Genomic DNA, 13,617 nt, shown 5'->3' on the forward strand with positions numbered 1-13,617 from the left:
GAGAAAAATTGTGTACGCCGACACTCAAAATGATATCACTCGTCTTGTAGTACGAAGTGCACAACTTCTCTTAGCTTATGGCGCTGAATCTGATCTTGTTGAAGAGATCAGCCAGCGCCTAGGCAAAGCCCTTGGCCTAGCCAGTGTCGAACTGTCGATTTCTTCAAATTCCCTCGTATTGACCAGCCTTGTCCATGGCCGTTGTATTACCACGACGCGCCGTTTACGCGAGCATGGCATTAACATGATGATTGTATGTGAAGTGCAACGCATCTGTATCTTGGCCGAAAAAGGCATTTACAACGACAAGCAAGTTAAACGCCGTTTAGAAAAAATTGAACCCAAAACGTATCCAGCCAAATATGTCATCGCGATGATTGGTTTGTCTTGTGCGAGTTTCTGTCATTTATTCGGTGGTGATTTAGCGGCATGCTTTATTACGTTTATCGCTTCAGCTGTCGGCATGTCGGTTCGTTTATCCTTAGTGAAAAAACATTTCAATCTGTTGATAATTTTTGCTATCACCGCCTTTATTACCACCTTGGTTGCGCAACTTGGTCACCTTTTGGAATTGACCTCAACACCGAAAATTCCAATGGCTGCAAGTGTGTTAATGCTTGTACCGGGTTTCCCACTGATAAATGCTATTTCTGATATGGTCAAAGGCCATATGAATGTCGGTATATCTCGTTGGGGACATGCCACTTTACTTACACTGGCAACGGTTATCGGTATTACGCTAGCGATGGCATTTGGAGGGACGTTGATCACATGAATCTTGTGCTGACTTTACTTAATGATGCATTCTTTTCTGCAATTCCAGCAATGGGGTTTGCGATGGTATTTAATGTCCCAAGACGATTTTTACCTTATTGCGCTCTTGCAGGTGCAATCGGTCATAGTTTTAGAACCTTGTTATTGCACCTAGATATGCCAATTGAATGGGCCACATTTGCAGCTGCCGCGCTCGTTGGAGTGATAACCATCCGTTTTGCTAAAAGACATCTTGCTCCACCGCTGATGTATGCAGTGGCAGCAATCATTCCCATGGTACCAGGGACTTATGCGTATAATACGTTAATTGCAATTGTTCAGCTAAGTGTGCAAGAGCAGGTGAGTTCAGATCTCACCACTATGGTTATTCAAAATGGGTTAAAAACAGTTTTCATTCTGGGGGCGCTGTCAGTAGGCCTGGCTATGCCGGCCTTGGTTTACTATCGCACTCGACCAATTATTTAATTTCTCCAGCATCAAATAAGGATTTTACATGCGCATCGCTATGATCGCCGCTATGGCCAATAATCGTGTAATCGGTAAAGACAACAAAATGCCATGGCACCTGCCTGAAGATTTAAAACATTTTAAAGCTATGACACTCGGCAAGCCTGTAGTGATGGGGCGTAAAACCTTCGAATCAATTGGTAGACCATTACCGGGTCGCCACAATATCGTCATTACCCGTCAAAGCGACTATCAACCAGAAGGCGTTTCTTGCGTCAATTCTTTTGAGGCTGCAAAAGCCCTTGTGACAGGTTGTGAAGAATTAGTTGTTATTGGTGGCGGACAACTCTATAAAGAAATTTTACCTTTGGCCGATACCCTATATCTAACCTTTATCGACTTAACGGTTGATGGTGATACTTTTTTCCTGAATGGGATGACGGTAGCTGGACGTTAAAAGATAAGGTAGTTGAGATAAATGAATCACAATTGCAATATAGCTTTAACACTTTGGTGAAATAATGTTAAATTGTGGCCTGTGTTACCCTGAATAGATACTTGCCCTTGATGGCAGGTACAAAAATAAAAATACCTAAAAAGGAGTGTCAGATGCGTTTAATGCCTGTGGCCTTAGCAGCCCTAATCGCAGCATCTTTTGTGTCAACCCCTGCCGAAGCGAATACTGATCAACTTGTCGCGAACATTTGTGATTATGTAAAATCTAATGACAAAAACCGTTTGCGTAAAAAGTTGAAAGAAAGCCGCGTAAAATTACGCAATATTTACACTGGTGTTTCTTGCGACGGTAATAGCTTATTAAGAACTGCATACAACTCTAACGCCTTAGAAGTGGGTGAGTACATTGCAAAACGTCTTCCTGCTGGAGATTTAAATACTCCTGAAGCAGACGGACAAAGCATTCTTGATTGGGCAAATGCAAATGGTCATAGCGGTAGTGCAATCACTGCTGCAGTACAACAACGAATCAGTAGTGGCGAATAAGCCATCTCGTTGGAATGACTTGCTTTAGCATTATGTAACTGTTGTGAGTGTTTGTATTCATAACGTGTAAAGCAGACTCAGATACATCTGATTAAAAACCGCCTTTGGGCGGTTTTTTTATGGCTAAGCTTTTTCGTCTCGCTCATTTTACTAGCAAGAGTTCTCAAGAGCAGCACAGACATCTGAATTTAAATAAAAGAAGCGTATAAAAAGGCTTGAATAGAAACCGATAACAGTGAGCTATCATAAACAGTTATCACAGACTGCTATCCAAGACTGCCACCCTAGATAGTCAACAGAAATAGTCAACATAGATAGCCACCCTAGATACTTGTCACTGACACTGTTAAAACTTTATCGAAATCTAACTTAATGAGTGAGATGTATTATTGGGGAAGTGTGGTTGAGTGAAATAATAACCGAGCTGATACGGTTCGGCATATTGGGTAAAATGATTTTTATACTGACAAGTTGAGTAAACTATATAAATCCAGGTAGAACTGAGTTTATATTATTAAGTTTAAGCCACTAAAAAAGGCTCCTGAGAGCCTTTTTAGTAAAATATGAATATCTATAGCAGTTAGACCTTAAATTCACCTACAGAGCCTTGTAGCTCTTCAGATAACATTGCAACTTGATGGCTTGATTGTGCAGTTTGATCAGCACCCGTCGCCGTTTCCTCTGATATTGCAGCAATATGTTCTAGCATCTCAGAAACCTGTTGGCTCACTAAGTTTTGCTCTTGAGCAGCTTGAGCAATGTGGTTACCTGAATCATAAGCTTTGTGCACTGACTGGCTAATCGTTTCTAGTGCTAAATTCGCTTGCTCTGTCTTATCAACACAACTTGTAGCTTGGCTGCGTCCTAGCTCCATCACTGATACAGCTTGTTGCGCGCCTTGTTGCAGCATTTCAATCATTTGCTGAATTTCGCTGGTTGATTCTTGTGTTCTAGAAGCAAGGCTTCGAACTTCATCAGCAACAACAGCAAAGCCACGACCTTGCTCACCTGCACGTGCAGCTTCAATTGCCGCATTAAGTGCAAGTAGATTGGTTTGTTCTGCAATTCCTCTAATAACATCCAAAATAGAACCAATTGAAGCGCTGTCAGAATGAACCTTGTTAATCACTTGTCCTGCTTTGGCGACTTCATCTGCAAGTGCGAGAATAGTGACTTTGTTTTCTTCTGCAAGTTTACGCATGTGCTGAGTTTCTTCGTCAGCTTGCTTAATTTGCTCTAAGGCTTGGTCAGCACTCATTGAAACCTGCTGAGCACTTGAACTTAATTCAGTTGTTGCTGTTGCCACTTGGTCGACTTGGCTCTTCTGTTCTTGAATGCCACTGGTCGTTTGCGTGGTAATTGCTGATGTTTCTTCAGCTGCTGCTGCAAGTTGATTAGAGCGATCTAAGATACCTACAATCAGGTTTCGTAAGCTATCAACTAAGCTATTACAGTTCTTCGCTAACTCGGCAAACTCATCGTGACCTGAGTCGTCGAGTTTATGGGTTAAGTCACCTGAAGCAAGAATGTTAAGTGCTTGATTAACCTTGGCAAGTGAGCGAGTCAGTGGTTTTACTACTGCAATACTGACGATAATAGAAACCAAAATCGCTAAGACAACAACAAACATAGTTTTGAGGCTGGCTGAATCAATATTTTCAATAGCACTATTACCAATGTGACTAGTGAAGTTTTCGATATTATCGGCGAGACTAAACATTTTAGCGTTGACTTCTAAACGATCTTTGTCTGTTGCAGCTAATAGGTTGGCAGCTTGTTTATTGTGTTTAAGTTGTTGTCCTTTTAGGGCAACGATTGAGTTATTACCATTAATCAAAGCAAATACTGCGTTACTTTCAGTATTTAAATCGTCTAATGTACTGTCGCTGATAATGCCACGACCTTGAAGATTAATATGTTCAATCTTTCTTCTCGTGTCACTCACCATGTACTCAAGCTCTTTAACGATAACATTGTATTTACTGTCATCAGTAGCAGCAACTAAGTCATAAATGGTGGTGATAATATTAATAAAAGTACTGTCAACAACCCCTGCTGTTGCTGCAATGCTTTGTTCGGTCGTATCGTCGCTCATTTCTAAATCGATCAGATCAAGTAAGATAGACGAGGCTTCGTCAGCACTGTCTTCAAGATCATCACGTAAAGATAATAATTGTTCATTCTTAATTAATGCATTTTCATGCTCTTTAAGCATTAATTTACCGTTCTTTTCAAAACCAGCGTAGCTAGATTTTAATTGCGATAAATTACTTGAGAACTCTTGTCTATCTGAAATCAGTGCAGTCAATCTGTTAAGCGTTTTATGAAATTCACTCGACTCTATTTGGATTTTTTCTCAACAGCGGGGATTTTATTTGATTCATTAGTGTAATAACCAAATAAAATTTGGATTTGCTGGGCACTTAAATTTTTTGTTAATTCACCTGTTGCAGTCAGCGCGGGTAAGCTAACTTCTTGCAAAGTTGTTGTACTATCTTTAATGGTATTATTGGTCAGTAAAGATACGCCACCTAATACAATTAAAAGCAGTGTCACAACAGTAAAACCGCCAATAACTCTGGTGGCAACATTAATTTTCATAGCATACTCCGGCTGTTATTATTTTATCCCGAATTTGTCTCAAGATCGCTCAGGGTTATGTGATCATATGAGATCTAATAGCTTTATCGGCTAAGTTTATTATTAGTTTAACAATTTATTAATTATTTTAGTTTTGCTTGAGTGAGTTGTTCATTCGTTTCAGCATGCCAAAGTGTCATATATTCACCCCAGCAGCATCCTGTATCTAGTGCCTTTACATTTTCTTGGTGAGTGATTCCCATTAAAGCAGCCCAATGGCCAAATACGAGTGTATGGCTAGATTTAAGGACTGAGTCGAATTCAAACCAAGGAGTTAATTCAGAAGGTTTATCACTGATTGGCGTTTTGCAGGCAAAATCCAAGCTGCCATCAGGAAATAAATAGCGCATGCGCGTGAGTGCGTTGATGCAATATCTCAACCTTGGTAAACCTTTTGCCTTACTATCCCATAAATCAGGCGCTTCAGTGTACATTTTCGAGATAAGTGTTTTTAAATAATCATCTCGTTTTAGCGCGTCGCTGACAGCTTTTGCTTCTGCTAACAAGGTCGTTAAATCCCATTGAGGCGGCACGCCTGCGTGAGTCATGATGATGTTGTGAGAAGGCAAGGTGTGAACTAAAGGTTGTTCACGCAGCCAATCAATTAACTGGCTTAAATCATCGGCATTTAGGAGTTCAGTGAGATTATCTTTGGGGTTTGCTCTTTTGATTTTACCGTGTAGCGCCAGTAAGTGGAGATCGTGATTGCCTAAAGTGATTTTAGCGCTATTATCTAATGACTTTAAATACCTGAGCGTTGCAAGCGAGTCAGGTCCTCGAGCAACGAGATCCCCAACAGCCCAGATTTCGTCTTTTGACGGGTTAAAATCGACCGCAGCAAGTAAGCGTTGAAGTTCTTTAAAGCAGCCCTGAATATCACCAACAAAATAATGTGCCATAGGATTACTGAAATATTCCTGGGACAGCGAGTCTGAATGTTGGGATCTGCGCACTAAAGCTTTCGCCTTGGTCTGTCACCATGCCATAGCTTCCTTCCATAAAACCGACAGGCGTTTCCATTACAGTACCGCTTGAATATTGATAAGCAGTATCAGGATCTATGGTTGGGGTTTCACCTACCACGCCAGGTCCTTTCACTTCGCTTGTCTCACCGTTGGCATTAGTAATGATCCAGTGGCGATCTTTTAGTGTAACGGCAATTTCACCGAGGTTGATAATAGTGATGGTATAGCTGAATAAGTACTTTTCATCTTCTGCTGAAGATTGATCTTCGAGGTATTTTGTTTCAACTTTAATTTTGACGTTTGAGGCTACAGAGGTCATTCAACATCCTAAAAAGCAGAAGGGCATTTAACGATATAAATGCCCTTGAGGTGACTAACTTTTATCGCAAACTAAATTAGCGAGCGCAACGTATTGCTCGACGCTGATTTGTTCTGGTCGTAACGACGAGTCTATATTGAGTTGTGTAAACTCTTCGTCAGTGACCATTTGCTTTAAGTTGTTTCTTAATGTTTTACGGCGCATGTTAAACGCTGTGGTACAAACATGTCTTAATACATCGACATCTTTGCATGGGAATGGTTTTTCATCAAAAGGCAATAAACGTACTACCGCAGAATCTACTTTTGGAGCGGGTTTAAAGCTTTCAGGTGGTACTTCTAATACTGGAACGACTTTACAGAAGTACTGAGCCATAACAGTTAATCGTCCATAGGCTTTGGTGCCTGGACTGGCTGATAAACGAAGTACAACTTCTTTTTGCAGCATAAAGTGCATTGTTTCGATAATTTCAGCGAATTCGAAAAGATGAAACATCAGTGGCGTTGATATGTTGTATGGCAAGTTACCAAACACCTTGAGCTTTTTATCACCTTGCTGCAGTTGGCTAAAGTCAAAATTAAGCGCATCACCTTGATTGATGGTTAACTTATCTTTTAATACAGGGTGGTTTTCTAAACGCTCAACGAGGTCTTTATCTAACTCAACCACGGTTAAGTTATCAACGGCTTCAGCCACAGGCTCAGTTAATGCACCTAGACCAGGGCCAATTTCGACCATGACATGATCATTATCAGGAGAAATTGCGCCCACAATTCTACTGATGACGCTTTCATCAGTTAAGAAGTTCTGTCCGAAACGTTTTCTGGCCGTGTGGCCTAAATGTACTTTATTGCTCATTGGAAAATTATTTACTTACTTTTGAGGCCAATTCAATGGCTTTATTTAATGCGCAGGTAAAACTACCGCAATCTGCTTCACCTGTACCTGCAAGTTCTAATGCAGTGCCATGATCGACAGAGGTTCTGATATACGGAAGACCTAAGGTAATGTTAACCGATTTTCCAAAACCTAATGATTTAAGTACAGGAAGTCCTTGGTCGTGATACATAGCAAGAACCACATCTGCTTCTTGTAAGTATTTAGGTTGGAATAAAGTATCCGCTGGTAACGGTCCTACAATATCAATATTTTGCTCTCTCAGCTCATCTAAAGCTGGGATCATTATATCAATTTCTTCTCTACCTAAGTGTCCATCTTCACCTGCATGTGGATTTAGTCCACATACATATATTTTAGGTGAAGCAATACCAAATTTCTGCACTAATTCGCGGTGCAAAATTTGAATAATATGATGTAAACGATCGCGCGTAATCGCTTTAGCAACATAAGCTAAAGGAATATGCGTAGTCATCAACGCAACTTGTAAGCCTGGTGCTGCAAGCATCATGACCACATCTTGGCAATTTGCTTGTAATGCAAAGAACTCTGTGTGACCACTAAACGGAATACCCGCTTGGTTAATAATGCCTTTATGTACTGGGCCTGTTACAACAGCGGCAAACTCATTACTCATGTTTTTTTCACCAGCGTAACGCAAGGTGTCAACGACATAAGCACTATTTGCTTCGTCCAACTGACCACATTTAACCTCAGCAGCCAGTGTGAAAGGTGCAATGGTTAATGTGCCCGCTTCTTGAGGTTTTGGCTCAAGGGTTGGCTGATAAGGACGAAGGTTAAGCGGCAAGCCTAACATCTTAGCTCGGCTGATTAATAAATCAGGATCTGCACAAACAACTAACTCAGCAGGCCAAGCCTGCTGAGCAAGTTTTATAACGAGATCGGGGCCGATACTTGCCGGTTCACCCGGTGTTATCGCAATTCGTTGTGTCATTAAGTTAGCTTAACCTCGAATAATCTCTGGTTCAAAAACTTCAATGTAAGCTTCAGAACGCATTTCGTCTAACCAGTTCTGCAGTTCTTCATTGAACTTACGACGATAAATCAATTGGTGAGCACGATTACTATTAAACTGATCCGTTGCATCCGTTGTACGTTTTTCTTCTAACTGAGCAATATGCCAGCCATGAGTTGTACGGAATGGTTCACTAATTTCGTTAATTTCTAAGCTATTTAATGTCTGTGCAAACTCAGGTACGTAGACAGTTGGTTCAGCCCAACCTAATTCGCCGCCTTTTGCTCCTGAACCCGGATCTTCAGAGTATTGACGAGCAAGGTCAGCAAAGTCTGCTTCACCAGAACGAATTTGAGTTAGGAAGTTTTCTAACATCGCCTTAGCACGTTCTTCTGACAAAATTGGCGAAGGCTTTAGCAGGATATGGCGAGAGCGAACTTCATTAATTTCTTGAGTTTGTAAGCCTCGAGCATCCATGATTTTAATAATATGAAAGCCTGATGCACTTTTAATTGGCCCAATAACATCACCGGTTTTTGCATCAGTGACGACTTCTGCAAATAATGTCGGCATTTCATTAATGCTCATGTAGTCCCAGATACCGCCTTCAAGTGCTTTAGGACCAGACGATGATGCAATTGCTGTGCGGCGGAAGTCTTCACCATCATTTAGACGTTTTAACACGATGTTGGCACGTTTACTTGAGGCTTCAAGTTGCTCACTTGTTGGATTGCTTGGTACTTCAATGAGAATATGACCCATTTGGAACTCAACGTCTTTAAGACCTTGTTCTTGGATCATTTTTACCAGGTTATTGATTTCTTGCGGTGATACTTGAATACGGCGTTGAACCTGAATACGTTGAATTTCACCTAGGGTGATTTCTTCACGTAGTTGCTCGCGGTATTGAGCAAAGCTCATACCTTCGCTTTCAATCTGTTGTTTCATTTGGTTAACAGATAAACCTTGTTCTTTTGCGATGTTTTCAATGGTTTGGTCTAACTGTAAATCACCAATAGATAGACCGATTCGCTCAGCCATTTGTAGCTGTAAATGCGTTAGAATAAGTCGCTCGATAACCTGTGTACGCAGTGCGTTGTCAGAAGGAAGACCTTGACCGGCTTTTTGCGCATTGGCTTTAACCGAGGTAACCATGTGACTGATTTCGCTTTCGAGTATAATGCCTTCATTAATCTGCACAGCAACTCTGTCCAACTGAACAGGCGCCGCAACTGATACTTGGCTAACCGCCAGAGTAAATAAAGCAAAAATCATTTTCTTACAGTGTTTCATCCACAGAATCCTTGGCACTTAAATTTCTAATTATTGTTGGCGTTTCGCCAAAATAGTGTTGTTAACTTTTATTAGGACTATTTGTTTTCCACTAGGTTCAGCAATCTATCACAATTGATGGATAAATGATGGCTAATTCCTTAAGTAAAGCGGTTTACGGTAGTTAAATAACCCTTCGTTAAGCATATCTTCAACCCCTAATGGACCTGAACCGCCTAAGCCTTTAATAATAAAGTTTAGATAAACACCACTTTCAAATTCTTCACGAGCATCAACACTCGGGTTTAAATCATCATCGTAGTTGGTTTTAATACGGTAATGATAACTTAGGCGCATTGCCCAGCAACAAGATTCGTATTGCACCCCAGTATAAGTTTCAATACTACGAGATTCGTTCAAGTCGTAGTAAAAATTACCAACAAAGTAAAAGTCATCATTGATAGGCCAGGTCGTACGCATACCGAGCTGAGAAATATTCACTCTATCGTTGGTATTGGTATTTAATAAATCTGGCACGTAACGATAACTGAACTGAAGTAATTTATCATTACTTGGGCGAAAATCGAGTGTCATTTCGCTCTTCTTGGTATCACCGTTTTCAGTATCAAATTGAACTGCGCCACTAACAAACCAATCGTTATAAAGGTTCGCATCAAGCTCGGCTGCTAATACTGAGGTTGAAGGCGCTGCCTCAATATTTTCATCAGTGTAATTAATCTTACTGTCTTGGAAGAAGATAATTTGGCCTAGGCTAAACTTTAACTTCTCGATGTTAGCATCATCAAATAAGCGTGTTGTTAATCCTAAAGTCATTTGGTTAGCATCAGCAATTCTATCTAACCCTGAATAACGTCTATCACGGAATAATCCGAAGTAATCTTCCTGGAGTTGTGCAGAATCATAGATACCAATGCCATCTTGGTTTTCATATCCTACATATAAGTATTGGAACTGAGGTTCCAGTGTTTGTTTATAATCCATTTCAAACATTTGAGTTTGACGCTCAAAGTTAACTTGGCCATGTACTCGGACTTGAGGAATAGTACGGCTAACGGAGTCATCTAGGTCACTATCATCAGCAATATCTTGCCAATATTGTGTCTGCATTAGTTTAACTTCACTGGTTAAAGAGCCTGCTGGTCCTTGAATAGGTAAGCTAATGCTTGGCTCCATATGGAAGCGGGTTGCAGTTGAATATTCGTTTTCTTTGTGCTGGAAATTGGTCAATTCTGAATTAAATTTAAAGTCCAAACTGTTCCAAAAGTCATTGGTTTGGTAATTAAAATTAAGTTGCGGCATAACTTGATAAGGCACTTCATCTTCGCCCAAAACTTTAATGTCTTGCACTTTCATGCCGAAATCCCAATCTCGCTCAAAATAGCTTATTTCACCCACTCGAGATAATTGGTTGTCAGTTGAGCGGTTGACGTCAGAATTCAAATCATTGAAATAGTTATTATCTGATACATCAGTGAAGTTGGCTTGAACACGCCAGTTGTCATTGATGGCACCTTGATGACGCCAATGGTAAAGGTAACGGTCTGGGCTGTTATCTAATTTATCGTCGTTAGCTAAGTATTCGAAGTTTAATTGACCATCTTGATTCTCACCCGCTAAATAACGGAACTCGGTTTTTGAATAAAAGCCGCGAGTTGACATATAGGTTGGGGTGAAAGTGAGGTCAAACTCAGGTGAGATATTCCAGTAATAAGGGGTACTGACTTCAACACCGTTAGTTGTACTGGTACTAAAATCTGGAAATAAAAAACCAGATTTACGCTTGTCAGAAACGGGAACGGTCATGTAAGGAATATACATCACTGGCACACCGCCAATACGCATTTTTGCTTCCCAAATTTCTCCCCACTCTTCAGTGCTATCAATGCGAATTTCTTTGGCTTCTAATAGCCAAGATTCATCGCCAACAGGGCAGGTAGTGAAATTGGTATTGGTTAACTCTAAGTTATTTTGCTCGGTAATGTTGAGTTGCTCTGCATCACCGTGAATTTGTTGGCCGTGTAACCAATATTTAGCGCCTTTCAAGGTTGCGCTATTGGTAACCATTTGGGCATTTAATGAATCAGCGGTAACGGTAAACAGTTCGTCCGAAAAAATGAGATTGCCGTTGGCATCTAATTTTTCGTTTCGTTGATCAAGAATCGCTTCGTCTGCACTGATGTGTCTTGAACCTTGACTAAAGCTCACATTACCGGAGAAGTGGGCTTTGTCACCCATAGCAGCTTCAGAGCGATCAGAAATGATGACAATATCTTCAGGAGATAAATTAGTCAGTTGTTGACGGTCATCAACAGAACTAGAAACAGGCGGTTGAATCACACATTGAAGTTGAACCGTTTCTGTTTCAGAAGGTTCTTGCGCCGAGACTAGGTTTGGTAACAGGCTTAGTGCCAGAAAATAGCGGATCTGCATTTTAATTAATGATTATGAATTCTTAGTCTAGACAAAATGAATCGAAAAAAAGCCGCAGCTAAACAAGTTATCTTTAGCTGTTTCCAAGTGTTATGTTGGCTATAATAAAGCAATTTTCCCATAAGAGCCATTGAGATGACTTTATCTGATACAAGATTTATTTTACTTAGGAAGTGGTTAAGTCAATATTTTAAGACAGAAGTCGAGATAGAGCTAATCTGTGGAGACGCAAGTTTTCGCCGTTATTTTAGAGTTAAACATTTAGCAAAGTCTTATATAGTCTCAGATTCACCGATCGAGCTTGTGCCAATACAACCTTTTATTGATATGGCAATTTCGTATCAAAAAGTCGGATTAGTTGTACCTGAAATTATTGCTCAAGATAATGTGTCAGGATTTGTTTTGCAGTCTGATTTAGGTGATGAGCAGCTAATTAATCAGTTAAATCTGCAAACAGTTAAGCCGCTTTATAGTCAAGCACTCGAATTACTACCACAAATTGCACAAGTCAAAGCTACCGCCTCAGGTGAGCTGCCTTTATATGATCGTCAATTTGTTGAACGTGAATTAACTATTTTTAGTGAATGGCTGTTAGGAACACATCTGAAATTAACTTTATCAGACCATGATAAGCAAATTATCTCAAACGCATTTAGTGTGCTGATAGAAAATGCTATCGCTCAGCCACATGTCGGCATGCATCGAGATTATCATAGCCGCAATATTTTACTGGTGGATAAGCAACTCGGTGTGATTGATTTTCAAGATGCAGTGATAGGCCCTGTGACTTATGATGCCGTGTCTCTTTTACGAGATTGCTATATCAAATGGCCAAAAGACATCGTTGATGAGTTAAAGCAATCTCATTTTCGTCTTTGTCAGCAGCATCAGTTCATTGATGAGTCTGTGTCATTTGAGCAGTATGAGTCTTGGTTTGATTTAATGGGATTACAACGCCATATCAAAGCCGCAGGTATTTTTGCAAGGTTACATCACCGAGATGCAAAACCGGGTTATTTAAAAGATATTCCGTTAACACTCACTTATATCGTCGAGGTCTCGGCGCTTTATCCTCAGCTAGAAGAGTTTGGCTTATGGGTTAAAGAGCGAGTGATCCCTCTGATATCAAAATAAAGAAATCAGTAGCGAATTAATAAGTTATCTATTTTGTTGGAGATAGAATGAAAGCAATGATTTTAGCTGCTGGCCGTGGTGAGAGATTACGACCTTTAACTGACACATTACCTAAACCAATGGTAAAGGCGGCTGGAAAAGCATTAATTGAGTACCATTTAGACAAATTAGCTCAAGCAGGATTTCAAGACGTTATTATTAATCATGCTTGGCTTGGGCATAAGCTTGTCGACAGTTTAGGCGACGGAAGTCGATGGGGCATAACGATTAAATACAGCGCCGAGCAAACAGCTCTGGAAACGGCAGGTGGTATTAAGCAGGCTTTGCCTCTTATCGGTCATGAGCCTTTTTTTGTTATTAATGGTGATATTTATATCGATAAGTTACCTGATATAACGCAGGCAATAGATGTGATGGCGTCAAATTCAGCATTAGATGCTTTTTTGTGGTTAGTGGATAATCCTACGCATAATCCTAGCGGGGATTTTGCTATAATAGACAATATGCTAGCTGAAAGTGAACAGGACAAATTAACCTATTCAGGTATGGGAATTTATCACCCTAAGATGTTCACAGAACTAACAGCGGGTAAAAGTGGTTTAGGACCATTGTTAAGGCAAAAACTAGCGAGTGAAACATTGGCGGCGAGCCACTTTCAATCCTATTGGTGTGATGTCGGTACAATCGAGCGATTAACACAGTTAACACATTATATTGAGAATCAATAAATTCATTACATG

11 protein-coding genes and 2 pseudogenes are annotated in these 13,617 nt (G+C 40.3%); 6 read left to right on the plus strand and 7 right to left on the minus strand.

Annotated elements, in window-relative coordinates; translation table 11 throughout:
* The first annotated feature begins 10 nt into the window (after nt 1–10).
* From ACGEDC_RS14015 to ACGEDC_RS14030, 4 genes and pseudogenes are all read left to right on the plus strand, one after another.
* Nucleotides 11–775, plus strand: a complete 765-nt coding sequence (locus ACGEDC_RS14015) for a threonine/serine ThrE exporter family protein (protein ID WP_082419968.1) — start codon at nt 11–13, stop codon at nt 773–775.
* Nucleotides 772–1,239, plus strand: a complete 468-nt coding sequence (locus tag ACGEDC_RS14020; protein WP_055024325.1) for a threonine/serine exporter family protein — start codon at nt 772–774, stop codon at nt 1,237–1,239. The genes ACGEDC_RS14015 and ACGEDC_RS14020 overlap by 4 nt, the downstream gene beginning before the upstream one ends.
* Nucleotides 1,240–1,267: 28 nt before the next feature.
* Nucleotides 1,268–1,743 (plus strand): annotated as a pseudogene (locus ACGEDC_RS14025) (dihydrofolate reductase).
* 87 nt (nt 1,744–1,830) lie between these two features.
* Entirely contained in the window at nt 1,831–2,223 is a 393-nt protein-coding gene (locus ACGEDC_RS14030) for a DUF3718 domain-containing protein (RefSeq protein WP_055024323.1), read from the plus strand.
* Nucleotides 2,224–2,803: 580 nt separating this feature from the next.
* Here ACGEDC_RS14030 and ACGEDC_RS14035 read toward each other — a convergent pair.
* The 7 genes and pseudogenes from ACGEDC_RS14035 to lptD form a co-directional block, all read right to left on the minus strand.
* A pseudogene (locus ACGEDC_RS14035) lies at nt 2,804–4,824 on the minus strand (HAMP domain-containing methyl-accepting chemotaxis protein).
* A 122-nt stretch (nt 4,825–4,946) separates the two neighbouring features.
* Nucleotides 4,947–5,762: a symmetrical bis(5'-nucleosyl)-tetraphosphatase gene (locus ACGEDC_RS14040; RefSeq protein WP_080915144.1), complete on the minus strand. Its 816-nt coding sequence runs from the start codon at nt 5,760–5,762 to the stop codon at nt 4,947–4,949.
* A gap of 4 nt (nt 5,763–5,766) precedes the next feature.
* Nucleotides 5,767–6,147, minus strand: coding sequence for a Co2+/Mg2+ efflux protein ApaG (apaG, locus tag ACGEDC_RS14045; RefSeq protein WP_394493968.1), 381 nt, complete (start codon nt 6,145–6,147; stop codon nt 5,767–5,769).
* 54 nt (nt 6,148–6,201) lie between these two features.
* Nucleotides 6,202–7,005, minus strand: a complete 804-nt coding sequence (gene rsmA / locus ACGEDC_RS14050; RefSeq protein ID WP_055024319.1) for a 16S rRNA (adenine(1518)-N(6)/adenine(1519)-N(6))-dimethyltransferase RsmA — start codon at nt 7,003–7,005, stop codon at nt 6,202–6,204.
* Between the two features lie 7 nt (nt 7,006–7,012).
* Nucleotides 7,013–7,999, minus strand: coding sequence for a 4-hydroxythreonine-4-phosphate dehydrogenase PdxA (gene pdxA, locus ACGEDC_RS14055; protein WP_065108973.1), 987 nt, complete (start codon nt 7,997–7,999; stop codon nt 7,013–7,015).
* Nucleotides 8,000–8,008: 9 nt separating this feature from the next.
* Nucleotides 8,009–9,313 carry a peptidylprolyl isomerase SurA gene (surA, locus tag ACGEDC_RS14060; protein ID WP_394493971.1) on the minus strand — a complete coding sequence of 435 codons (1,305 nt, stop codon included), beginning with the start codon at nt 9,311–9,313 and terminating at the stop codon, nt 8,009–8,011.
* A gap of 132 nt (nt 9,314–9,445) precedes the next feature.
* Entirely contained in the window at nt 9,446–11,743 is a 2,298-nt protein-coding gene (gene lptD / locus ACGEDC_RS14065) for an LPS assembly protein LptD (protein WP_394493974.1), read from the minus strand.
* Between the two features lie 135 nt (nt 11,744–11,878).
* Here lptD and ACGEDC_RS14070 point away from each other — a divergent pair, with 135 nt between their 5' ends.
* Nucleotides 11,879–12,877, plus strand: a complete 999-nt coding sequence (locus ACGEDC_RS14070) for an aminoglycoside phosphotransferase family protein (RefSeq protein ID WP_394493977.1) — start codon at nt 11,879–11,881, stop codon at nt 12,875–12,877.
* Nucleotides 12,878–12,924: 47 nt separating this feature from the next.
* Nucleotides 12,925–13,605, plus strand: a complete 681-nt coding sequence (murU, locus tag ACGEDC_RS14075; protein WP_055024314.1) for an N-acetylmuramate alpha-1-phosphate uridylyltransferase MurU — start codon at nt 12,925–12,927, stop codon at nt 13,603–13,605.
* The last annotated feature ends 12 nt before the right edge of the window (nt 13,606–13,617 follow it).

This window comes from Shewanella sp. ENK2 (assembly GCF_043568515.1).
Lineage (GTDB): Bacteria > Pseudomonadota > Gammaproteobacteria > Enterobacterales > Shewanellaceae > Shewanella > Shewanella japonica.